Origin of the sequence: Flammeovirga sp. EKP202, assembly GCF_014534745.1 — a bacterium.
Lineage (GTDB): Bacteria > Bacteroidota > Bacteroidia > Cytophagales > Flammeovirgaceae > Flammeovirga.
In genome coordinates this window covers 145,702-171,288 of sequence record NZ_JACVVP010000010.1, presented here as the reverse complement: position 1 = coordinate 171,288, position 25,587 = coordinate 145,702, and the positions used below count along the sequence as shown (strand labels likewise).

General features: G+C 35.8%; 11 protein-coding genes. 6 read left to right on the top strand and 5 right to left on the bottom strand.

Annotation, left to right across the window (positions count from 1 at the left end; all coding sequences use genetic code 11):
• Nucleotide 1 precedes the first annotated feature (1 nt).
• The 3 genes from IC221_RS08665 to IC221_RS08655 all read right to left on the bottom strand — a co-directional run bounded on the left by IC221_RS08665 (nucleotide 2) and on the right by IC221_RS08655 (nucleotide 9,223).
• Nucleotides 2-1,654, bottom strand: a complete 1,653-nt coding sequence (locus tag IC221_RS08665; protein WP_188168585.1) for a RagB/SusD family nutrient uptake outer membrane protein — start codon at nucleotides 1,652-1,654, stop codon at nucleotides 2-4.
• A 12-nt stretch (nucleotides 1,655-1,666) separates the two neighbouring features.
• On the bottom strand, nucleotides 1,667-4,768 hold the full coding sequence (locus tag IC221_RS08660) for a TonB-dependent receptor (protein ID WP_188168584.1): 3,102 nt from the start codon (nucleotides 4,766-4,768) through the stop codon (nucleotides 1,667-1,669).
• Nucleotides 4,769-5,029: 261 nt separating this feature from the next.
• Complete coding sequence (locus IC221_RS08655) at nucleotides 5,030-9,223, bottom strand: two-component regulator propeller domain-containing protein (RefSeq protein WP_188168583.1); 4,194 nt, start codon at nucleotides 9,221-9,223, stop codon at nucleotides 5,030-5,032.
• 832 nt (nucleotides 9,224-10,055) lie between these two features.
• Between IC221_RS08655 and IC221_RS08650 the strand changes: the two genes are divergently transcribed.
• From IC221_RS08650 to IC221_RS08635, 4 genes are all read left to right on the top strand, one after another.
• On the top strand, nucleotides 10,056-11,657 hold the full coding sequence (locus IC221_RS08650) for an alpha-L-fucosidase (protein WP_188168582.1): 1,602 nt from the start codon (nucleotides 10,056-10,058) through the stop codon (nucleotides 11,655-11,657).
• 189 nt (nucleotides 11,658-11,846) lie between these two features.
• Nucleotides 11,847-13,307, top strand: coding sequence for an alpha-L-fucosidase (locus tag IC221_RS08645; protein ID WP_188168581.1), 1,461 nt, complete (start codon nucleotides 11,847-11,849; stop codon nucleotides 13,305-13,307).
• A 15-nt stretch (nucleotides 13,308-13,322) separates the two neighbouring features.
• Nucleotides 13,323-14,444 (top strand): aldose epimerase family protein, encoded by a 1,122-nt coding sequence (locus IC221_RS08640; RefSeq protein WP_188168580.1) that lies wholly within the window; start codon nucleotides 13,323-13,325, stop codon nucleotides 14,442-14,444.
• Nucleotides 14,445-14,642: 198 nt separating this feature from the next.
• Complete coding sequence (locus tag IC221_RS08635; RefSeq protein ID WP_188168579.1) at nucleotides 14,643-18,011, top strand: immunoglobulin-like domain-containing protein; 3,369 nt, start codon at nucleotides 14,643-14,645, stop codon at nucleotides 18,009-18,011.
• 569 nt (nucleotides 18,012-18,580) lie between these two features.
• Here the strand turns inward: IC221_RS08635 and IC221_RS08630 are convergent.
• On the bottom strand, nucleotides 18,581-21,073 hold the full coding sequence (locus IC221_RS08630; protein WP_188168578.1) for a glycoside hydrolase family 2 TIM barrel-domain containing protein: 2,493 nt from the start codon (nucleotides 21,071-21,073) through the stop codon (nucleotides 18,581-18,583).
• A 351-nt stretch (nucleotides 21,074-21,424) separates the two neighbouring features.
• Between IC221_RS08630 and IC221_RS08625 the strand changes: the two genes are divergently transcribed.
• The gene (locus IC221_RS08625; protein WP_188168577.1) at nucleotides 21,425-22,936 is read left to right on the top strand and encodes a sulfatase; all 1,512 of its coding nucleotides are present in this window, start codon (nucleotides 21,425-21,427) and stop codon (nucleotides 22,934-22,936) included.
• A 752-nt stretch (nucleotides 22,937-23,688) separates the two neighbouring features.
• On the top strand, nucleotides 23,689-24,228 hold the full coding sequence (gene mog / locus IC221_RS08620; RefSeq protein WP_188168576.1) for a molybdopterin adenylyltransferase: 540 nt from the start codon (nucleotides 23,689-23,691) through the stop codon (nucleotides 24,226-24,228).
• A gap of 66 nt (nucleotides 24,229-24,294) precedes the next feature.
• On the opposite strand, the gene IC221_RS08615 is transcribed toward mog, so the two are convergent.
• Entirely contained in the window at nucleotides 24,295-25,515 is a 1,221-nt protein-coding gene (locus IC221_RS08615) for a pyridoxal-dependent decarboxylase (protein ID WP_188168575.1), read from the bottom strand.
• Nucleotides 25,516-25,587 lie beyond the last annotated feature (72 nt).

The following is a 25,587-nucleotide window of genomic DNA, read 5'->3' as shown; positions in this document are numbered from 1 at the left end:
TTTATAGGTTAGGATTTGAAAGTACTTCATCAATTGGAATTGGGAAGTAGTTATGATAGTCAGGCGTATAACTCGCAGAAGCATCTTGAAACTCTTGAAGAACTTCTTCACCTTTTGGTCCTTCAGTAGCATCTTCTGGTAATTCATATAAGATTTTCTTACTCATATAGTATTTCTTCTTCGCCAAACGATCGTATTGCTCTTTGATCACGCCCCATCTTCTCATATCAACCCAACGTGTATCATGACCTTCAAACATCAACTCCAATGGACGTTCTACATACATGATGTGGTCCATTAGTTTTTCTGCCGTATTGTACTCATTATGATCCAAAGGCATTACTGCCGAACGTGTTCTGATTCTGTTGATGTAATGTACTGCTTCAAAAGTACCTGCACCACCGTTATTTTTGATTAAGCACTCAGCATATAAAAGGTACACATCTGCTAAACGAATTACTCTTTCGTTGATTCCTGAAATGGCTTTGTTGCCAATAGCTTCATATTCATCCCACCAGTTTTGGAATTTTCTTAAATAAGAAGATTCTTTGTTTTTGAAAGTACCGTGTACATCAGTAGGGTGTTTTTGATAATAATCGAAATCATCATCCGCCATTACGATAGAATATTGAGAACGGAGAGAGTGCGTCAACCCATCGTTTCTTGCATCTGTAGGGTCCATTTCATCATTTTGATAAAGCATGGTGATCCAATACGAAGGCATTGATAATCGATTGCCGTTGGCTCCACTTGGTGCCAAGAAAACACCTCTTCTAGTGCCTTCCGTACCCGAAGGTCCATCAATAATAACACCGCCACCATTTGGTTTTTGAGTATCAGAGAAAGAAACCTCAAAGATAGATTCAGAATTGAACTCGTGCTCAATATCAAAGTTCCAGCTGATGTCCGGCGTCAATTGATATAAATCCTCTCTGTCGATGATTTTCTTGAACTCATTTTGTGCTTTCAAATATTCATGTTCGTTGATATATACTTGTCCAAGAAAGGCTGTAGCCGCTCCCCATGTTGCTCTGCCTTTGTATTTGTCTTCCCAATTTTCAGGTAATCTTTCTTGAGCATACGTCAAATCACTGATGATTAATGCTAATACATCTTCTTTTGGGCTTAATGGCTTTGCAATCTCTTCTTTACCTTGTGCAACAGTGGTGTGAAGAATAATAGAACCATCGTTATAAGTGCTGTACAGCCAATAGTAGCAAATACCTCTTATGAAGTGCGCTTCTGCTAAGAAAAGTGCTCTAGATTCATCTGTAATTTCAATGATTTCTGGTACTCGGTCCAGCACTTGATTCGTTCTGAAAATGGTAGTATAAAGATCTGCCCATTTCAGTTTTACAATACTTGTATTATCGTTGATCAATAGCTTTGAAAGCTCCACATATTGGTCATTCCAAATACTAGGACGACCAATATCTGATCTTGTAGGCATTTGCGCTGCAGAGTTTCCTCCCATAGAACCGTGATTCTGAAGGCCACCGTACGCCGCCATCAATCCCATAAATGCCTCTTGCTCATTTTGCCAGAACTCACGCTCTTCAATTGTATTTTTATTCTCGATGTCAAACCAATTCTGACACCCAAAAAGGGTGAAAGCAATCAGTAATCCTATATTTATTCTTATTAGATTTTTCATCATTTGTAGTTTTTAGAATTGTAATGAAAGACCCGCTCTGTATGTGGCCGCTACAGGATATTTCCCTGTATCTACACCACGGTAGAAGACATTTTTTGAACCCACTTCTGGATCATAACCCGTATAGTTTGTGATCACAAATGGGTTTTGTGCACTCACGTATACTCTGAAATTATTGATACCTAACTTGCTCATTGTTTTTTGAGGAAGTGTGTATCCAAAAGTGATGTTTTGAATTTTCAAGTAAGATCCATCCTCCAGGAAGTAATCCGAATAAGTTCTGATATTCATATGAGATGAACTTCTTCTTGGTGTCGGAACATCTGAAGTTGGGTTTTCAGGTGACCAAGCATTTACCAATTCTTTACTTGTCTTTTGTTGGTAAGCATAAGCTCTTGGGCCGTTGTAGATTTTAGCACCATAAGAACCAAACAACATCACACTCAAATCAAACCCTTTGTAAGCCAATGCCACCGAAAGACCTGCTTCCCAAAGTGGAGTACCACTACCTTGGTACACTCTGTCATCTTGACCAATTTCTCCGTCACCATTTACATCTACATATTTCAAATCACCAATTTTAGCCGTTGGAATCATCTTTTGATATTCAATCAATTCTTCTTCTGTTTTAATTGTACCGTCAGTTGGGATCAAGAAAAATGCACCTGCTTCATAACCTGGAATTAAGAAAGTTGTTGGCTCAGAAGAGTTACCTAATGGACGTCCACCTGGTACTGATTCCATGGTTGGTGCTAAAGCTGTTACTTCGTTGAAGTTCCTTGTGAAAGTACCATTCACTGTTACTTTCAGTTTATTGATATGTGTGTTATAACCTAAACCTAGTTCAATACCTTTGTTAGTTAAGTTACCCACATTTTGCCACATTTTATTGTAGTTACCCGTAATGGTACCACCTGCTGATGGAGGAAGTTCAACAGGCAATAACATGTCTTTCTTCTCTGATCTATATAAATCAAAATTGAAGAATAAACGACCTGAGAATAACTCACCATCTAAACCGATATTTTGTGAAATATTAGTTTCCCAAGTGATGTTTTCATCCACATAAGTTGGATTTGTAGCACCCGGATATAAGATGTCGTTTTCACCAATTCCTAATACATAATCCACTTGAGGAGTGACGATAGATACATAAGGTAAATCAGCAATTAAGTTACCCAAACCTTGGCCCGCTTTATCACTACCTGTTTCACCATAACCGGCTCTAAGTTTTAAATTACTGATAGTTGGTTTTAAAGCTTCAAAGAATTTCTCTTCACTGATGTTCCAACCAGCTGAGAATGATTTGAAATTACCCCAGTTATTACTTGGGTGGAACCTTGAAGAACCATCTCTACGAATACTCGCACTTACCATATATTTACCAGCATAGCTGTATTGCACACGACCTAATATACCAATATTACTACTTGCTGCATAGCGTTGGTCAACACCTCTAATGTCTTGAGCAACACCAAGGTTAGGGATGTTGTTAGGCATATTAATCGCATGAACTGTTCTTCTGCTTGCTTCCGCTGTTTCCCAAGTATTACCACCTAATAAACTCAAATGATGCTTTCCCCATTTTTTGTTGTATGTAGCTGTATATTCTTGAATGGTTCTAAGGTTGAAAGTATCAATATATCTCAACTCATTCAAAGGCTTTGAAGCTCTAGTAATATATTCGCCGTTGTTAGAGAATACTTCAAAAGTAGGGCTAAACCAAGTGTTATTATCAGTAGAATAAGATCCACCAATATTTGCATTCAGTTTAAGACCTTTTACTACTTCATAAGAGATTTTAGCATTACCATTATAGTTGTTACCAAGCGTCTCGTTGGTTTCATTGATACGAGCCAGAAGGTTGGTCATTCTCTCAGGGTTCGCTCCTTCAATCACATATTCATCACTTCTGCTGATACCAGCTCTGAAAGGATCTTGACGAAGTGCTTGATATTGAATATTATTTGGAGGATTATCCTTAAAGCTGTTTTGGTACCCCATATTGATTTGCACCTTCAATTTATTCTTTTCAAAAGTGGTATTCGCTCTCAACGTTTTTCTTTGATACGCCGAAGATATTTGAATACCCTGTTGGTCAAATAATGTACCCACAATTGAATACGTTAGGTTTTTTGAACCACCAGACAATCTCAATGAATGGTTTTGAATAGGGGCCATATCTACCTGAAGTTCTCTTAGCCAATCCGTATTGTAATGCATCGCATTAGGGTTGTTGTCCAATGGATTGGGAGTACTAGGATCACCTTTCCACATTAAGTGGTTGATGTACATAGCGTCTGTAGTATTGGCTAAATGTATGTCAGAAGTGATTTTCTGTACACCGTAGTACGAATCCAAAGTCACTGACATTTTACCTTTTTCACCTCTTTTTGTTGTGATCAGAACTACACCAGCCGAAGCTCTTGAACCATAGATGGCCGCTGAAGCACCATCCTTCAATACCTCAATGGATTCAATTTCCTGAGGTGCAATATTAGGATTGGTAGTGTACGTGACACCATCCACCACATAAAGCGGTTCAGAACCTCCTTCTTGGAAAGAAGAAACACCTCTAATTGTAATCGTAGCATTTTCACCTGGAGCACCAGACTCAGAACTTACACTTACACCCGCCATTTGTCCCTGAATCGCCGTTGCCAAATCTGAAGTGGCCAAACTGTTGATCTGTTCAGACTTCACTTGTGCCACCGAACCGGTCACTTCACGCTTTTCTTGTTGGCCATAACCAATAACAACTACTTCATCCAATGATTCTACATCAAGTTCCATTTGAAGGTTGATCTCTGACTTTTTGCTCACTTCGATTTCAGCTGGCTTATATCCGATATATGAATAAACAAGCACACTGCCTTTTTCACTTACCATGATATTGTATCTACCGTCAAAATCAGTGACCGTACCAGTTGTCGTTCCTTTAATCAAGACATTGACTCCTGGTATAGGAGCCTGTTCTTCATCTACAATAGTACCGCTTACCTGAAAGGTCTTTTGAGCATAGAGTTTTGAGGTCATTCCAAGAGTAAATAGAATGCCTATCAAAAGCATTTTCCGAAATAGAAGTTGATAAATTACTGATAATTTTCTTTTCATTTCATAAAAAAATTAATTCTTAATAATGACTCAAAGCTAAGCGTACATCTGACACCTATTGCGTACGAATACCTCTAAAAAATGGGGGTGGTAAATATCTTGTTGGTAAATAAAAAAATCCCTTTTGAAATGGTCTGTAAATTATTTCCCCCTACTTTTTTAAAGTAATATTCAAAGTCAAGTTAAGTACAAGTAATACAGTGTTTTATGGTGTGTATTTTTCATTTCATTTAAATTAAAATAGGGCGTAAATACATAGCTTTATTCTGTTTTTGCATCTTCAACTTCCTCTTCTTTTTTCTTTTTATTGCGTAAGAAATGAGAAGGAGGAACACCAAATTCTTTCTTGAAACAGTTTCTGAAATATTTCAAATCACTAAATCCAACCTCATAGGTGACATCACTTACACCATACCTTCCCATTTTCAGTAATTGCGCGGCCCTTTTTAATCGGATATTTCTAATAAAAATTTTGGCCGTTTGTTCCGTCAATGCTTTCAACTTTTGATTCAATCGGAGAGGAGTAGTGCCATATTCATAAGCCAGTTTTTCAACTGTAAACTTAGGATCTGAAATATTTTCCTCCACAATTGCTACCAAACGGTTCAAGAAGCGTTCATCGATGGAAGTAAAGGTTACTTCACTTGGTTGCGTATCAATATTAGTTCTAAAATTCTTTTGCAAACGTCTTCTGTTTTCTACCAAAGTATTGATTCGTGCAAGCAATACTTCTGTATTAAAAGGTTTGGTAACATAAGCATCCACGCCATATTCATACCCTTTCAGTTTACTATCATTTGAGTTCTTTGCTGTCAATAAGATGATGGGTAAGTGACAAACTTGTGCATCCTCACGGATCTTCTTCGTTAACTCATAACCGTCCATGACTGGCATCATAATATCAGAAAGGATAAGGTTTGGCATCACTTCCTTGGCCAATTGGAATGCTTTTTCTCCATCTTCAGCCTTATAGACCTTGAAAGAATCTTTTAATAATTCATACAAAAGGTCTAGAATAGCAGGGTTGTCGTCTGCAATTACAATTTTCGGTTTTGTAGTCAAACTTAATTCCTCTTCCTGAGCCGTTAACTCTTCTTCTTCCTCGCTTTCAATCATTAAAGTCTCTTCAGGAAGAGCTTCTATCTTGACGTCATTTTCATAGGCTACTTCATTGAGTGGGAATTTGATTTTGAACGTTGAACCAGCATTTTTCTCACTTTCCACCTCAATAGTTCCATGATGCAATTCCACTAAACTTTTCGTGAAAGACAATCCAATACCTGTTCCTTCGCTTTTACCTTTAGATTTAGAGTGATTTTCCACTTGATAAAAGGGCTCAAATAAATATTTCAAGTGATCTTCTGAAATTCCAAAACCCGTATCTTTTACTTCAATCACCACATCTTCATACTCTTGCTGAATAGTTAATTTCACCTGTCCAGCATAAGTGAATTTAAAGGCGTTGGATAATAGGTTATTCAGTATTTTTTTGAGTTTATCTTGATCAAAATAACCTTGAATAGAGTGTGTCTTGATGTCCAATGTAAAATCGACACGTTCATGATTGGCAAATTCCTTAAAAGAATGATAGATCTGTTCTGTAAATAATACCCAATCGCCTTCTTTTACTTGAAGAGCAGTATGCCCTTGTTCCATCTTTCTGAAGTCCAGAAGTTGGTTGACTAGATTCATCAAGTGATTGACATTTTTATGAATCAGCTTATAATATTTCTCTTTTTCCAAAGAAGAATAAGTACTTCCCTTACTAATAAGCTGTTCGATTGGAGTATGAATCAATGTCAAAGGCGTTCGCAATTCATGAGAAATATTAGTGAAGAATTGCAACTTCATTTGACTCAAATGCTCTAGTTTTTCCCTTTCAAATTGTTCCAATTCTAATTGGTGTCTTTTTTTGACAGTAATCAGTGAGAATCTTGAGAAGAGATAAACAAAGAAAATAATTGCGATGGCGTATAAGATTTTCGCCCAAACAGTAGCCCACCAAGGTGACGCAATTTCTATGTCTAAGAACAATGATTTAGGGTTCCAAATATTATCTCCATTGGAGGCTTTTACTTCCAAAGTGTAACTGCCTGGCGATAAATTGGTGTATTTTGCAATTCTAAAATCAGCATCCGTTGTGATCCAATCTTTATCAAAACCATTCAGTTTATATTTGTATTTGTTTTTATAGGGAGAACCAAAGTGTAAACCCGCAAACTGAACAGCAAAGCTATTTTGATTATGGTTCAGTTGAATACTCTGCGTATATTGGATGTTTTTACTCAAAATCGTATTGCCATCCAAAGTGTCATTGACATGGATAGATTGGTTCAATACGCTCAATTCAGTAAAAACAAGATCTCCCACCAAATAGTCATCAACAATCTCATGAGGAGTGAAATAATTGATACCATTGACACCGCCAAACATCAAATCACCATTTTTTAATTTACACGAAGCCAAATCACTGAATTCATTGTCTTGAAGACCGTCACTGATGTTGTAATTTTTGATTTCTCTAGAATCTAAATTGATTTTGGTGATGCCATTATTACTACTGATCCAAAGGTTTTGATAATCATCTTCCAAAATCGATTTAATGATATTACTAGGAAGTCCATCTTTGATTGTGATATGTTCAAAATTGATCTCCTCATCTTTTACATTTTCCGGATTGAAAATACTTAATCCACCACCCATTGTACCAATCCATATCTCACCATTGGAAGCTTCAAAGACAGGTAAAACATAATTGTAAGAAAGACTATTACTTTGGTTAGGTTGATTTTGATACAACTCAAATTCAGGTTTTTCTTTCAATTTTTGATCCTTAGGAATGAAAACCAAACCTTGTGAAGAACCGACCCAAAGGTTACCATAGCTATCAATCAAAATACTGCGGATCAGTTTCACTTTCTCATTTTTAAGGTCTTTCTGATTTGTAACACTCGTCCACTCAATTGTATTTCCTTTTTTGATACCTCTAATTAAGCCATCGCCATATGTACCTAACCAAAGCACATCATCACCATCACTTTTAATGGCAAAAGGGGGAGCATCATCATTTTCAGTCAAAAGGTTTTGAGCAGTAATATCCTTTAGTTTTTCGAGGTTAAGATCAATATCGAGGTTATACACTTTTCCTTTTTTACGAATACCAATAATGAGTTGATTGCCCCATTCCGTAATATCAAAAGTGGTATTGGTTTTTATTTTTTCAAACGTCAACTTCTTGTAACCATGATCAAACCCCTCAGCTGTATTTTCCAATACATTTAATGCACCACCTTGTGTACCAATCCAGATTCTGTTTTTACTATCTTCGTAAATGGATCTGATTTTATTATATGAAATACTTGATTTGTCATTGGTTTTATAGATGTCTTTAAATCGTTTACCATTGGGATTGTATTTGATGATACCACCTCCTTTAGTGCCAATCCAAATTACGCCTAACTTATCTTTAAACACTTCTGTAATGATGTTGATTTTTAGTGCATCAAAATTATCACTATGAATATGCTTTTTCTTGACATAGGTTCCACTCACTTCATCATATTCCATAAAAAACAAACCTTTTCTAGTACCACCAAGCATGTGTTTGTTAGGATCAATACAGAGCGTATTAAAACGTTCTGTTGAAACTTTTCTCAGTGTTGACCTTTCTTCATTAAAAAGATGCACGCCGTGAGGGCCACAAAAAAAGACACCTTCTTCAGATTCCTTAATATCTTTTACCGGTGGAATTTTTACTTTTGAGATTTCTTTGAAAGTATAAGAAGGTTGATTGTTGGAAGGTTTAATAGCGATTTGTAATCCCTTTTTCGTTCCTACCCATAAGTTCCCATTTCTATCATTGAAAAGTTTAGCTACGTGATTGGATAAGATACTTTTAGAATTGTGATGATTGGCGTAATATTTTTTAGCCTTGAATTTATCTTTAGTCAATTCCTCTGTTGGAATGCAGTTGAGACCTTTTGTAGTTCCTACCCATAAGTTACCGTCCTCATCCAATGCTAACGAATGAACATTGTTAGAGCTAAGTATTTTTGATCCTTCTGTATTTCGAAAAGAAGTCATTTCACCTGTCTCCAAATTAAAACGGCAAATCCCGGAATTCAGTAATCCAATCCATAAATTATTGTATTGATCTTCTTGAAAACAACTAATGATATTGGAAGTCAATTGATGGGTGTCCATACTATAGTTTGTGAAACTGTAACCGTCAAATCTACTGATTCCGGCGTTGGTTCCAAACCACATCAGACCCTTGCTGTCTTGATAAATACTCGTAATATCATTTTGTACTAAACCGTTTTTTGTAGAGTACAATTGTATGTCAAAGACGATCTCATTTTCCTGAGCAAAAGATAAATGCGAGAAAAATGAAAGTAGTAATAGGGTAATTTTAGCAATTATAGTCCTGTTGATGACGGAGTAGTTGTTTTTCATAAATTCATTTCATTAATGTGGATAGAGTATCTAAAAAATCTTCTCAAAAGCATTGTTTATAGCCCTTTTGAAGTGTTAGTGAACGAATCACTCATTCATGTGGTGTAATTATTTACAAGGGTGAAATTAGTATTATTTATCCCTATTTTTCGCTCAATAGGGTACTTTTTTAAAATAACACCCGTTAATCAGCACTAAAATCAAGTGGTTCTATTTTCAAGGGTAGTCGTATTTAGTTTAAAAAATGATTCTTACACAAAAATAAGGTTTATGTATTAATATTATCTATTGATGTAATGAATCCATAGGTTGTTAAAGGATAATATTTACTAAAAACTACCATCGTATGGATTGATATTCCCAAAAGGTCAATCTCTCATTAAAACCACTTGTTTTTCGATCGGTAAATTATTACCCCAATTGATTTACTAAAATTCTCTAGCCTTCCCATCGTATCAATCTACATTTGTTTCAAGCAATACGGAAATACTTTTCTGTTTGCTTTTTGAAATCAAATCTAAGAGTCGTGGACTTAAGTACAAGAACAAATGAAAATGATGTCTTTTTTAATGAAAAATTAAGAATGATGAATGAAGAAAAATAGTTCGTGTTGTGGATCGTAAAGTGTTTTTTATGGTGGTTCGGCGGACGTTGCTATGCAACGTCCCTACAGCGGTATCCATCATGAAGGATATTCTACCAAAAATTGAAAGTAGACTGTAGAGATGTTGTATTACAACGTCCACTGAACCACAACAAGAGCCATTTCATTCTTGATTTTTAAAATATCTCATTTCTTTTGCCTCAGTACTCCTTTAAAAAATAAGATAGTATGAAATTAATGAAAACACTTTCGCTGTCTGTCATGTGTGCATTGGGTGCTTGCCAAATGCAACCAAAACAGCAGGAACTAAAATCAACAGAAAAATTTACGGAAGATTGGGAGTCATTGGCCAAAGTGAATAAATCTCCAGATTGGTTTAGAGATGCTAAGTTTGGAATTTATACACACTGGGGACCAATTTCGGGCGCTTTTGTCAATATGAAGCCAAAACAAAAATTGGCAGGCTGGCATGGTATGATGATGTACGGTAAAAACGGTATTCCAAATTGGAAGTCAGGTGAATTGCCAAAGCATAAAGATGGTACTGTAAATAATGACCCTACAACTAATTATTTACACCACGTAGAGCAATTTGGCGATCCTGCTGAATTCGGCTATAAGTATTTAATTGAAAATTTTAAACCAACAGGTTTTGATCCACAAAAATGGGCTGAATTATTTGAAAAATCAGGAGCAAAATATGCTGGACCAGTAGCAATGCACCATGATAATTTCGCTATGTGGGACAGTAAAGCGACACGTTGGAACTCGGTCAATTATGGAGGGATTGATGTTTCTAAAGAACTAAAATCTGAAGTAGAGAAAAGAGGGATGAAGTTTATCGCTTCTTTCCACCATGCCTTTACTTGGAAATATTTTGCACCTGCACATGAATACGGTGGTGTAGATCCAGAAGACTACGATTTATACACTGATCCACATGATTTCTATAACAATGAACCTACAGAAAGATTCTATAAAGAATGGTGGGCGAAGTTGAAAGAATATATCGACAACTATCAACCTGATATCATTTGGTTTGACTGGTGGTTGGAAAATATGAACGAAGAGAGTAGAAAGAAATTCTTGGCGTATTACTACAACAAAGGTGAGGAGTGGAACAAAGAAGTTGCCGTACTTTTCAAAGAAGAAACTTTCCCGGAAATTTCAGCAATCCGTGATTACGAAAGAGGAAGACCTAACCAGCCAAAACAAGATGCTTGGATTACAGATACTTCTCCAGGAACATGGTTCTATAGATCAAATGCAAAATTCGTTTCATCAGATGAACTTGTTGATATTTTGATTGATATCGTAGCCAAAAATGGTAACATGTTATTGAATGTTCCTCCAAATCCTGATGGTACAATTCCAGTTGAGATGGAAAACCTTTTAGTTGATATGGGTGAATGGTTAGCGGTAAATGGTGATGCGATCTATGGAACTAGACCTTGGACTATTTTTGGTGAAGGCCCAACAAGACTTCCTGCCGGTGGTCACAAGATTGAAAGAAAGAAAATCAGATACAAAGAAACGGATATTCGTTTCACGAAAAAGAGCAACAGTGAATTCTATGCTTTAGTAATGGATACTCCAAAAGGTGATATCAAAATCAAGTCATTAAGTACAGCAATCGGACTTTTAAATAACAAGATTGAGAAAGTAACGCTTTTAGGAAGTGATGAGGAATTGCAATGGGAGAGAACGGATGAAGGTTTAATCATCAAACGTCCTAAATCATTCCCAACAGAATTTGCACATGCATTCAGAATCTTAAGTGAAGGTTACAGAGAAACTGAACTTGGAGGAGAATTCGAGCAAACATTATAACCGTTGAGGTTGCACCATGTGTCTACTCACCGTATGCATTTATCCACAAATTGTGTCTATCCATATTTCGAATTGGGTAGACACATGGTTTCCTCAGCGTAACTGATCTAAATATGATATGAAATGAAGTACACTATGATCAAAGCCCTAGCAATTAGCTTAATATTTTTTGTTATTTACAGTTTTTCAATGATTCAATCTCATTCTGAAAAACCGCAACATTACGCCTATGATACAAATTGGGAATCCGTACAAAGTTATGAGGTTCCGCAGTGGTTTAAAGATGCGAAGTTGGGGATTTTTGTAGAATGGGGTATTTTTAATGTACCAAAAATCAAAACTCCTTTTTATGCCCGATGGATGGATTTTGATAGTGTACAATACAACGCAAATGGTAAAGTAATCAACAGAGGCCCTCATCCTTTACATGATTTTCATAAAGCAAATTATGGAGCCACAGTACGATACGAGGATTTTATACCTCAGTATACCGCCCTGTCTTTTAATGCAGATGAATGGGCTAGTCTTTTCAAAAAATCTGGTGCTAAATATATTATCTCAGTCGCAGAACATCATGATGGTTTTGCGATGTACAATTCAAATCACACCACTTTTAATAGTGTCAATCAAGGTCCGAAAAGAGACCTTACTAAAGAATTAATGCAAGCCTCTAAAAAGCAGAACTTAAAAGTAGGCTTGTCTTCTCACTTTGCTTACAATTGGAATTTTTACAGCTCAAAATCAGACATTCAAAAGGCGAATAGAATATTGGATTTGGCTTCTCAATTTCCAACACAACCTGTTAGTCAGACTTTTATTGATCATTGGTGGAATAGAACCATTGATATTATAGATCAATATGAACCTGATTTGATGTGGTTTGACTTCTTTATGAATAAAAATGAATTCAAGCCTTATCATGAAAGATTGGCTTTGTATTATTATAACAAAGGCATCGACTGGGAAAAAGGAGTCGTGTTGCAATCCCAAGATAAATACAGCAATGCTCTTCCAAAAGGCACAAATGTGATGAATTTCAATTACTCAAAAGTAAAAGAAATCAAGGAGGAAAAGTGGCAAGCGAATATTCAACTCGCTAAATTTTCAAATTACACGACGGGTGAAGTAAAAAACAAGAAAACACGAAGAGTCATCGAAGACTTTATTGATATCATCAGTAAAAATGGGAACGTACTTTTACATATTTATCCTAATGCTGACGGTACCATTCCTGAAGCTCAAAAAGAGATTTTAGAAAATGTGGGGGAGTGGGTAAATATCAATCAGGATGCAATTTTTGGGGCTTCCACTTGGATCACTTATGGCAAAGGGTCATTGACCACTTACAAAGGTTCTTTCTCAAAACAATTCAAACTCAATTACTCTACACAAGACAATTACCGTTTTACCAAAAACAATGGCAAGTTGTATGTCTTTTTGATGAGTAATTCAGAGGATGGAGTGCTTGAGGTCGCTGATTTGGCCAATACAGATGCTCAATATAATATCCGACAGATAAACTTGTTAGGTAGTGAAGAGAAAGTTGAATGGAAACAGTCGGAGCAAGGGCTTTCAGTATTTATCTCGAAAAACAGACCTAGTAAATATGCTCGTGTTTTTGAAATCGAATTTGAAAACAAAATCCTATAAATAGAATTAACTGAAATGAAATTACGCTTTATTACCCTATTTTTTCTGTTCATTACACAACTCGGTTTTGCTCAGAAAAAACGTTTTACCCTTACTCAGAAAGAGTGGGGCAAAGACGGTACAGAGAAGATATTTTTATTGGATATTAAAAATCCAAACGGCATGCACATTCAGCTTACCAACTATGGAGCTATTTTAGTAAAAGCTGAAGTGCCTGATCGAAATCAAAAAATGGAAGATGTTGTATTAGGTTTTGACAATCTAGCCCAATACCAAAAGCCTAACCCTCTTTTTGGAGCAACCGTTGGTCGTTTTGCCAACCGTATTAGAAATGGTGAATTTGAAATAGAGGGTGTGAAATACCAATTGAATACTAAAGGGGAAAAACACGCCATTCATGGTGGTGGTGAGTTTAGTAGTGCAGTTTGGAAAGTAGAAAGCACCTTCAAAGATAAACATAAAGCAGGAGTTATATTTTTCTATTTTTCGAAAGATGGCTCCAATGGTTTTCCTGGTAATGTACAATCCAAGGTGACTTATACTTTGACAGATAAAAATGAAATAAAAATTGACTTTGAAGCTACTACTGACAAGGATACACACATCAGTATGACCAATCATTCTTATTTTAATTTAAATGGAATGAAGAATACGATTCTGGATCAAAAAATTAAAATTGATGCCAATTCAATCACTGCAATTGATAAAGATATTGTACCTACAGGTCAACTAGAAGATATTCGGAATACAGAAAAGGATTTGACTGTTCAAAAAGCAATTGGAGAGAATATCTTCAAACTGAGTAATAACGGCTATCATTTCTGTTATGTTTTCAATAAAGAAAACGGAAAAGCAAAAAAGGTCATAGAGATTGTGGATCCTACTTCAGGAAGAACTTTGAATGTTATTACAACTCAACCTTCAGTACAATTTTATACAGGTAACTCTTTAGATGGAAAGTTTGTTGGAAAGGAAGGTAAAGCTTATGGAAAACATATTGCTTTCTGCTTGGAAACACAACACCTACCTGATACACCAAACCACCCTAATTTCCCTTCTTCATTAGTGAAAGCGGGTGAAACCTACAAGGAAACAGTGATCTATCAGTTCGGCATAGATCAAAAATTGAATAATTAATGATTGAGATGATGAATTCATTTTTTTAATCTGTATTTTAGACTTCTTAACGAAAAGACTTACAGGGTATTTTTACTAAGAATTAGGGGTAAATAACAATTATTGGTTCTTATTCAATGTCTACTAATTACATGATAAAGAAGTGAATAGATAATTTTGATCATTCTCAAACATGAAATGAATGTATACTTATTAAGCATGAAATTTAAAACTACTTTTTTATTAGCAAGCGTACTCATGATTTGCATTTCATCTGTATATGCAAACATTACTGCTCCACTTTTATCACTTTCTTCTGCTAGCAATTTAGTTCCTAATCACCAATTCAAAGACGGTGATGGAAATCCTTCTTTAGAAGAATGGTCGAATACAGTGGCTACATCTCCTAACAGTATTACCGCTGTAGCAGGAACAGGAGACAATCATCAAATTCTAATTTCTAAGACTGATGTTTCTGGAAATTGGAATACTCTTAAAATGGGGTTAAGTTGGCAAGATATTGACCTAAGTACTCAAGAAGGGAATGCCAAATTCATTTTATCTGGAAAAGTTAAAGCATCAAATGATGATGGTGTGAAATTCAGATTTTATTTCCGTTATAGAACAAAAGACGGAGATGGTCAAACTGTTAACAATAACGTTTACTCAGATGTTTTTGAGCTTACGAGTTCAGAACAAGAATTTATTGTTCCGATTGAAGTCCCTAATGATGCTTTCCAATGGAACCTTGATATTCAGTTTGGTGGTAGTAAAAGTGGTGCGGTTGCCGATATCTATTTTTACGAACCTTCATTGACGTTAGATACTGATGAGGAAGAAAAACCACAAGAGCCAAGTGATCCAGATAATCTTATTCCAGATGATAAATTTGCAGACGCTTTAGGAACCCCAACATTGGCCGTTTGGTCCAATACAGTGGCTACAGCTCCTAACACTATTCAAGCAATTGAAGGCACAACCAACTATAATAAAGTACTGATCAATAAAGTGGATGCAATAACAGGAAACTGGAGTACACTAGTGATGGCTTTACCTTGGCAAAACATTAGCTTACCCCAAGAGACTGAAAATGTAGCCTTTGAGTTATCTGCCAAAGTAACAGCATCCAATGATGATGGAGTCAAATTCAGGTTCAACTTCAGATACAGAACTCCTGATGGTGAGGGAGGTTTTACAAACCATGATGTCAATTCTAATCAATTCACATTGACATCAACTGAAAAAACATTTTTAACCTCTTTTGAAATTCCAAAAGATGCCTACCAATGGAATGTGGCAGTTCAATTTGGAGGAGTTGACAGTGGTGCTCCAGGAGAAATTACTTTTTCTCATCCATTGTTGAAAATTGTAGAAGCAAGTGGTCCTACAGATGAGGAATTAGTTGCTTCAGCAAAAGAAAATCTAGCCATCACTTATGCAACTGGTGAAGATGCTACCACTGTCACTCAAGATATCACACTTCCAACAGTCGGAGAAAATGAAGTAGCTGTAAGTTGGTCTTCTTCTAATACAGATGTCATTTCAAATGCAGGTGTTGTGACGCAACAGGAGGCAGATACTGACGTAGTATTGACAGCTACTTTGACTAAAAATGATGCTTCTGATACAAAAGAATTTACAGTTAAAGTACTAGCGAAAGAACCGACTGATGAAGAGTTAGTAGCTTTGGCAAAGGAAAATCTAATGATTACTTATGCTGCTGGAGAAGATGAAACAATGGTTACTCAAAATTTAACTTTGCCAACTTCAGCAGAAAATGATGTGGTAGTCAATTGGTCTTCTTCACATTCAGATGTTATTTCTGATGCAGGAGTTGTAACTCAGCAACAAGAAGATACAGATGTAGTTTTAACGGCCACATTATCAAAAAATGCTGCTTCAGCAACCAAAGAATTTACAGTTAAAGTGATTGCTAGAGCACCTACAGATGAGGAATTGGTTGCTTTAGCGAAAGAAAACTTGTCTATTATTTATACTGATGATGAAGGAGCAAATACTGTGACGCAAAATATCACCCTTGAAACAACAGCAGAAAATGATGTAGTGGTCAACTGGTCATCTTCTAATGCAGGAGTGGTATCGAATATAGGAGTTGTAACTCGTCAAATTGATGATACAGATGTGGTATTAACAGCTACTTTGTCAAAAAATGCAGCATCGGTTACAAAAGAATTTACAATTACGGTTTTAGGAGAGGGGACACCTCCACCAACTGATGAGGAGCTAGTAGCATTAGCAAAAGAGAATTTGGAAATCACTTATGCAACAGGTGAAGATGCTATGACAGTTACTCAAGATATTATCTTACCGACTTCAGGAGAGAATGGTGTGATTGTGAGTTGGGAATCTTCAAATTCTTCTGTAATTACAGCATCAGGCGAAGTGACACGTTTGGAAGTGGATTCTGATGTGGTGATGACTGCTACATTAACAAAAAATGATGCATCGGATACAAAAGAATTTAATATCAAAGTATTATTGGAAGTTCGAGAACCTACCGAAGAAGAACTTTTACAAGAAGCAGTTGAAGCTTTAGAGATCGTATTTGAAGAAGGGGATGATGCTGATAATGTTTCACAAAATATTACTTTACCAACAGGTGGTTTACATAATTCAGTGATTACTTGGGATGCAAGTGCACATGCTAATATTTCAGATAACGGAGAAGTTACAATTACTGATGATGCAGTTTCAGCTTCTGTAGTTGCAACTTTAACTTTAGGAGAATCATCAGCAACAAAATCTTTTACTTTATCGACTGTACCTACTCCAGATGAAGAAATCGTTGAAAAAGTATCAGACCGTTTAGCGATAGAATTTGCTGATGGAGATAATGCAATGGAGGTTACGCAATCTATGACATTACCTACAGAAGATACAGAATATCAAGATATAGTGATCGAATGGGCCTCTAGTAATGATGCTGTAGTTACTTCTACAGGAATAGTTACAGTGCCAGTGGAAGTAACAGAGGTTACATTAACAGCAACAATCACTTTAAATGATGCGGTATCAACTAAGGATTTTGTGGTGACGGTGCTGAACGATGAAGAAGCATTGTTGCAAGAAGCTTTTGATGCATTGGAAATTGAATTTGCAGAAGGTGATAATGCTGAAAGTGTGACTACTGATATCATTTTAGCAACAACCGGAATGTATAATACATCAGTGGTTTGGGTATCTGATAGAACTACAATTAATAGTGAAGGTAAAGTAACGAGAACTTTCAGAGATATCACTACAAATCTTACTGCAACGCTTCAACTTGGAGATTTCACACTAATCAAGGAGTTTGAAGTGGTTGTAAAAGCGGAAGAGCAAGTCACTTCAATTGATAAAGACAAAGCTATTTTATCGCTTTATCCTAATCCAACATTTGGAGCTGTAAGTGTAGAATCATCACAACCTATCCAATTGATCGAAGTTTATAACTTGATAGGAATAAATGTTAAAACTGTTGAATTAAGTCAACATTCTATGAAGACAACGCTTGAACTAGACGATCTTCCAAAAGGTCAATACATTTTAAGAGTAAATAATCAACCTATAAAATTTATAAAGAAATAGGGGGTAATTAAAATAGGAGAGACGGTAAACAGCCTGAGTGATTGATTTCATTCAGGCTGTTTTTTTGAGTTGAACTTTTTGGATAACAAATGGCTGTATAATGTGGATCTTGAGGGTGTTACAATACAAAAACCCTAAAGTAATGTATACTTAAAAGATCATTACAGAATACTTACCTTTTGATGTTGTAATCAGACAATCTTTTAGTAGTATTCCTTTCGGCCTTGAAGGGAAAAACGTTAAGAATTTCATGGAGTGAGCCGTTAAAAATGATTTTGTTGTTTGAGCTTTAGCGAGTTTAAAATCATTTAGGAGAGAGGAGTGGAATTTAGCTTTTGCGTTCAAAGCCTGGCTTTTTTTGCTTCGTTTTTTCAGCAATGGAAAAAATTAAGAAGAAGGAAGCTTGGAAGGAACACCTTTATAGCCTTTAGAAACGTCAATTAATGTTTAACGACGGTTTGTTTACATTGAAAAAGAAAAGCCTTAGGAAATCATCCTAAGGCTTTACACACACTATTTAAATTATTTTTAGCTACAGAGTATTTCTATGAACGTTAGTGAAAAAGGTCTTATAAATCTTTTTGATCCGCTTTGGTCTCCACGGTAATAACTGCTTTTTTCAAACCTTTGCCTGAAGCTGAAATTGTAATTGTACCACCATCACCTTGGTTGGCTCTTGCAATTACTAACGCCATTCCATTAAAGAATTTCAGTTTCTTACTGTTAGGTAAAACCAAAGAAGAAGGATCTCCGTTTCCAGTGGCTTCAAAAGTACCATCACCATTTACAGCAAATTGGATTTGGCCATTGAATGTTGCACAAAAATTGCCGTCAGCATCCAATGCCCTTGCTGTTACAAAAACAAGATCTTCACCATCTTCAGATGAAATAACTTTACGGTCTGCTGTTAGCTCGATTGATTTTGCTTTCGAAGTTGTTTTGATGATTTCTTCACCTACAATTTGACCATTGATGTAGGCTACAGCCTTCAATTCTCCTTTTTCATAAGGCACATCCCATCTCAATCGGTAAGGTGACGGGAAGTCTGTTGGACCTTCATAATACATGAATTTTACTGGGACAATTCCTTTATCTACTCCTTTGATTTTCTTTCCTAAACTTTTCCCATTTAAAAAAAGCTCTACAGCTTCAGCATTGGTATAAGCAAACACCGGAATTTCTTGTCCTTCAAAACCTTTCCAATTCCAATGAGGAAGAAGGTGAACCATTGGCGTTTCAGTCCATTGACTTTGATATAAATAGAAACGGTCTTTCTTGAAACCACATAGATCAACAGGACCAAAGAAAGAAGATTTGTTAGGCCAGTCATCATTCCAATAGCCGTTTGTGGAATTGTCTCTACCACCATAAGGAGTTGGTTCGCCCAAGTAGTCAAAGCCAGTCCACATAAACTCACCTAAAATGCTTGGATTTTCTTCTAAAAACTTAAATTCCATATCAGGAGGGTAAGACCAAATTGGGCCAATGATGTCATAACCTGTCACCTGATGATCCGTATTTTTTTCATATTTTTCTAAAAACGGAGCATGGTAAACACCTCTAGAGCTTGTGATCGATTCTGTCTCCGAACCGTATACAATCCAATCCGGATAGTTCTTTTTGATCTCAGCATACTTCGCCGCTTTGTAGTTAAAACCAACAATATCTACATGATGTGCTAGCTTGTTTTTGATTGAATTTTCATATTGATTGAAGCCAGCTGTGTTAGGTCTTGAAGGATCTTCCTCGTGACAAATTTCCCCTAACTTTTGTGCTACTTTCCAACCGTCTTTTACTTTCTGCTCTCTGATTTCATTTCCAATACTCCACATAATGATAGAAGGGTGGTTTCGGTCTCTACGAATCATATCTCTCAAATCACGCTCGTGCCATTCCTTAAAAACAGTATGATAACCATTTTCAATTTTTTGGATTCCCCATTCATCAAAAGCCTCATCCAATACCAGAATACCCATTTTATCACAAGCTTCCAACTGTTCTCTACTTGGAGGATTGTGTGAAGTCCTGATTGCATTCACACCCATTTCTTTCATAATCTCCAACTGACGTTCTGTTGCTCTTTTGTTGACTGCAGTACCCAAAGGACCTAAATCATGGTGAAGACAAACACCTTTCATCTCCGTTCTTTTTCCATTTAAGAAGAAACCATCATTGGGTGTGAATTTGATATCACGAACTCCAAATTTTGTAATGTAATGATCCAATACATTTCCATCTACATCTTTCAATTCAGTCACTAATTGATACAAATGAGGCTCTTCTAGTGTCCACAACTGAGGGTGAATCAAATTAAAAGACTGTTCATTGATAATCGTTTTACTGCCTTCCGCAATCGTTTTTTGATTCAAAATCTTTACCGTTTCTCCTTGTTCATTTTGTATTTGTTGAGCAATTGAAACAACCTTATCCGTTTCCGCATAGTTTTGAATTTCCAATTTGATATCAACAGTAGCTACTTTAGAAGATACGTTATTGGCTTTTACAAAAGTACCCCAATGAGCGATTCTAATATCTTCATGAACATTCAACCATACTTTTCTATAAATACCAGCACCAGGATACCATCTTGAAGAAAGGTCTTCAGGCTTTGCTTTTACAGCGATAATATTTTCCCCTTCTTGTTTTAAATAAGGTGTCATGTCATACTCAAAACCTAAATAACCAAAAGGCCTTTTTCCTAAGTAATGACCGTTTATCCAGACCTCAGAGTTTTTCATTACACCTTCAAACTCTACCGCTATATTTTTACCTTTTTGAGTATTTGTTAGCGTAAAACTTTTTCTATACCAACCTTCTCCATGAAAAGGTAATCCACCACAACGAGCATTATATTCTACCGAGAACGGACCTTCAATGGCCCAATCATGAGGGATCTGAACCGTTCTCCATTTCGAATCATCGAGTGTAGGTGATTGCCCTTCCTTTACTTCACCTTTATAAAACTTCCAATCTTTATTGAAGTCAGTATGTCCTGTAGACTGCCCGAAAACCGTGGTGGAGCAGAATAGCAAAACAAAGAAATTAATTAAGTAATATTTCATCTTTATTCATTTAATGATAATGTGAACATCGTTTCTATTGATTCATAAGCAATTTAATTAGTTCGGTTATGTGTAATCATGTAGGATTAATTAGAAAAAAATACCCCCCTTTTATCCTTACTATTATTAGGTTTTTAAAAGGTGAAAACGCTATTTTATTTTTAAATGATAATTAAAATGAACCATGTAATAACCCATTAGATCGTTGTGGACGATAAGGTCATAAATGTCAATTAGTAGTAATTATCCTGCATAATAGGAGGGGATTTTCGGCAATTAGGATTAACGGCCTATGACTACCTAAATATTCTCTTAGCTTTGGAACAAATCGAATTTATAAATGCAGTTGAAATGAAATTATTATATCCATTTTTTTTAAGCTCGATACTATTACTTTTTATATCGTGTAATAAAAAAGAAGAGAAAAAGACATTTGAAAAACCTAATATTATTTGGGTGATGCTGGAAGATATTTCACATGACTTTGAATGTTATGGAATGCCTGCAGTGAAAACACCAACTTTTAATGCATTAGCAGAGGAAGGTACAATTTATTATAACTGTTTTGGAACGGCATCCATTTGTTCTACCAACAGATCAGCAATGATGGTGGGTGCACACCAAAGGTTGACCAACACGCATCATCATAGAAGTAACAGAGATGAACCTTTGTCAGCACCATTCAAACCTTTTACTTATCAGTTGAAAAAACAAGGGTATACTACTATTCTTGGACACACCAATGTAAGAGGAAAAGGACGAAAGATTGATGTCAACTTCAAGCATAATAAAATAGGAGATTGGGATAAGGATTTTGGATTGTTTGATAAATACGATGAGTTCACGGTAGAAGATCAACCGTTTTTTGCTCAGATACAATTGAACGTTACACATAGAGGAGATTGGTGGGATCAAGTAAGAGAAGAATCTGCTCACCCCGTAAATCCGGCAGATGTACAACTGCCACCTGAATACGCAGACCACCCGGCTATTCGTTTGGATTGGGCAAAATATTTGGATCAGGTTGAGTATGCAGATGCTGAAATGCAGATGTTGATCGATGAATTAAAAGAGAAAGGTATTTACGATAATACAGTCATTATTGTAATTGGAGATAACGGTCGATGTAATATCAAAGGCAAAGGGTATTTGTTTGATTCGGGATCAAGAATTCCATTGATCATCAAATGGCCAGAAGGATATGAGCATGATGAGGAATCACGTCAGATCATTGCAAGTACAGATATTACAGCGACGATCTTGGATATTGCAGGCGTTGAACTACCAGACTATCTCACGGGACAATCATTTATTGATGAGAATTTTGATAGAAAAAACGTGTATTCTTTCAGAGGTTTATGGGACGAAATACCGGAGCAATCGTGTTCTATTTCAAACGAAGAATTCAGATACATCAGAAATGATAGACCTGATATTCCTTACGATGCTCACCAAGGTTACTTGGAATGGTACCGTCCAGCAGTGCATGTGATGAGAGCATTGAATGAAAAAGGAGAATTAAATGATATTCAGCAAAAGTGGTTTTCAGCATCAAAACCCAATGAAGAACTTTACAATATCAAAAATGATCCTTTTGAAGTACACAACTTGGCGAACAATCCAGAATACCGAGATGTATTGAAGAAGATGAGAAAAGAAGCTTTGGCAGAAGACAAAAGAATGACGCCAGTTTCTAGCTTCTTTGACCCTAAGCCAGTTCCAGGTTTAGCACCTATTGAATTCATAAAAGAGTACCATACCGAAGCTTACAATAAAATGCTTGCAGGTGAGGAAATCGGTCATAGTAAATACATGAAATTATATAAAAAGCACTTAAAAGAACAGAACGAAAAATCGAGATAATAAACAGACTACATTTACACACTTTCACCTATGCTTTTGTCATCATTAAAAAAACAAATATTAGACGATCTAGTGTGACTACTTGACATAGCATATCAACTTACCAAAAGGCCTTAATATTTAAGGTCTTTTTTTATGGCTTTTACATTGTAAACTAAATTATTGTGAATTATTATTCATTCTTTATGAATGGTAGATGGTTATATATTATCTACACAACTACATTTTAGGAGATTATTATAAGATCTTTGTCTTTTGATTTGTAATCAGATAATCATTTAGGCGAAAGGAATGTAATTTAGCTTTTGCGTTGAAAGCCTAGATTTTTTGCTTCATTTTTCATCAATGGAAAAATGAAGAAGAAGGTAGCTTGAAAGTAGATCCTATAATTGCTTGTAGAAAGACAAAGGTTTTTTATAATAATCTTCTATATATTAATGCGTATTGAATGTATTCAAACTAAATCAAGAAAAATGAATTGATTTGATTAATAGTCTTTTTGTTATGATTTGGTTGGTTATATATATGTTAGAAATGAAACATTATGGACTTAAACTAAGTATATATATTCAGAAGTTAGATGAATGCACTTTTAGAAAAGTGATATAAAGAATTGAGAGAGTTAAGTTCATGAAACACCTCGTTGGTATTGTCAGCGAGGTGTTTTTTTATGCTTAGAGATAACCTTTTTCTTTTCTACCTTTATTCTAGTGCTTAACTTTAGCTACTTTTTGAAATCTCAAGACAAACAAATGGACACTAAGAAATTAAGAATAGGCATTATCAATGTCTCTGATAGAGCAAGTAGGGGAGAATATGAGGACTTGCCAGGAAAAGAGGTTAGAAGATTAATGAATCTTTGGCTTTCAACTCCTTGGGAAGAAGTTTATGCTGTTGTACCTGATGAGCAAGATTTATTAGAGAAAGAAATGAAAAGCATGGCAGACGATAAAGGCTGTAGTTTAATTGTGACTACGGGTGGAACTGGTCCTGCTGTTAGAGATGTTACGCCAGAAGCTACTGAAGCAGTTTGTGAAAAAATGCTTCCTGGGTTTGGAGAATTAATGAGACAGATGAGTTTGAAATATGTGCCAACTGCTATTCTTTCACGCCAAACAGCGGGTACACGTGGTAGTGCTCTTATTGTGAATTTACCAGGTAAACCGAAATCAATTAAAGAATGCCTTGAGGTTGTTTTCCCAGCCATTCCTTATTGTATCGATTTAATTGAAGGAGCTTATATAGAAACAAATGAGGAGGAAATGAAAGTATTTCGACCAAAACAGAAATAATTGAAACTCCTTTATATGAATAGCACAAGTTTCTGAATTACATAAACTTGTGCTATTTTTTTTGATTTATTTTTTCAAATCCTCTACTAATGGAGCTAATTTCTCAATGGTCACATGTTCCATAATAACTACTTTATACCAAGAAGGATTATGATGAACATCAGGAACTAATCCGTATTTAGCCGCTATTTCAGGAGCAATGCCTTTGGCCTTCATTGTGATGATATTAGAATCTTGACTTCTAAAATACTGAATGCCAATTTCATCTAATTTATGGGTAAACCAGTCGCCTCTTTTACTGAGAATATATATTTTTTCTCGCATTCCATAAGGCCCATAAGTCAATAGAATCATCCAAATGGCAATTGCATTGGCACCTGATCGGCTTCCGATCATTGTGAAATCATCACCTTGCACATAATCGGCTTTTGTGTTGCCATATTTAATCCAACCTTTGCGAACTAAAAACAATCCAGTACCATAAGGAGCTTGAAGCATTTTGTGTGCATCTAACGTTACAGAGGAAATATCTTCATTTCTGAAGTCTAGAGAATGATTCTTATGAGAAAAAGGAAAAAAGAAACCTCCATAAGCTCCATCGATATGAAGTTTGAAAGGAAGTTTTTGTTCTTTCAAAAGATCAGTATAAACCGACACATCATCAACCGAACCAAACATGGTGGTCATCATATTGGCGATAACGATAAAATACTTCTTGCCCTCAGCTAATGCTTGTTCAATCTTTTGACGTAACGAATCTTTTTGTAAAGCTCTATCATTTTCTGACACTTCAATTCTATAATAGGAGAGTGATAAAATGTTAGAAGCTTTAGCCATAGAGTAATGACTATCTTGAGAAGCAATGATGGCAATTTCATCATTTCCAGCGTTGTACTCTTCTTTAAAATAGTTTCTGTAAATCCATATAGCTTGCATATTGGCTTCTGTTCCGCCGGCAGCTACATAGCCATCAATACTTTTGGGCTGCCCCTTTAAAATATCAACACCGCAGATCTCAATTAGTTCTCTTTCAATATCTTGAGTTCCTTTGAAAAAGCTTTCACTTTCTCCTTGAGTATGGCATCCAATATGATTAGGATTGTGTAAGAGAGAGGTGATGAATGGAGCTTCTTTAAGAAAAGGAGCATCTTCTGGAAATACTTTACTATCAAGGTGAGAACCTGGTACACCCAATGAGTTATTGCCAAAATAATCTCTATTCTCTTTTAAAGCATCAAACACTCTTTGTCTGATTTCTTCTTTGGTTTTCTTTTCCCAAATATGCATTTCGATGGTTAGTAATTTAGTGGAATGCAAAAATAAGAAAAAAATGCAGCAGTTAAATATTTAATGAAAGAA

Bases quoted from the DNA above. Each gene is read 5' to 3' on its own strand.
- IC221_RS08645 (WP_188168581.1), top strand. From the start codon at position 11,847: ATGATTCAATCTCATTCTGAAAAACCGCAACATTACGCCTATGATACA.
- IC221_RS08650 (WP_188168582.1), top strand. From the start codon at position 10,056: ATGAAATTAATGAAAACACTTTCGCTGTCTGTCATGTGTGCATTGGGT.
- IC221_RS08615 (WP_188168575.1), bottom strand. From the start codon at position 25,515: ATGCATATTTGGGAAAAGAAAACCAAAGAAGAAATCAGACAAAGAGTG.
- IC221_RS08640 (WP_188168580.1), top strand. From the start codon at position 13,323: ATGAAATTACGCTTTATTACCCTATTTTTTCTGTTCATTACACAACTC.
- IC221_RS08665 (WP_188168585.1), bottom strand. From the start codon at position 1,654: ATGAAAAATCTAATAAGAATAAATATAGGATTACTGATTGCTTTCACC.
- IC221_RS08660 (WP_188168584.1), bottom strand. From the start codon at position 4,768: ATGAAAAGAAAATTATCAGTAATTTATCAACTTCTATTTCGGAAAATG.
- IC221_RS08630 (WP_188168578.1), bottom strand. From the start codon at position 21,073: ATGAAATATTACTTAATTAATTTCTTTGTTTTGCTATTCTGCTCCACC.
- IC221_RS08655 (WP_188168583.1), bottom strand. From the start codon at position 9,223: ATGAAAAACAACTACTCCGTCATCAACAGGACTATAATTGCTAAAATT.
- IC221_RS08625 (WP_188168577.1), top strand. From the start codon at position 21,425: ATGAAATTATTATATCCATTTTTTTTAAGCTCGATACTATTACTTTTT.
- mog (WP_188168576.1), top strand. From the start codon at position 23,689: ATGGACACTAAGAAATTAAGAATAGGCATTATCAATGTCTCTGATAGA.
- IC221_RS08635 (WP_188168579.1), top strand. From the start codon at position 14,643: ATGAAATTTAAAACTACTTTTTTATTAGCAAGCGTACTCATGATTTGC.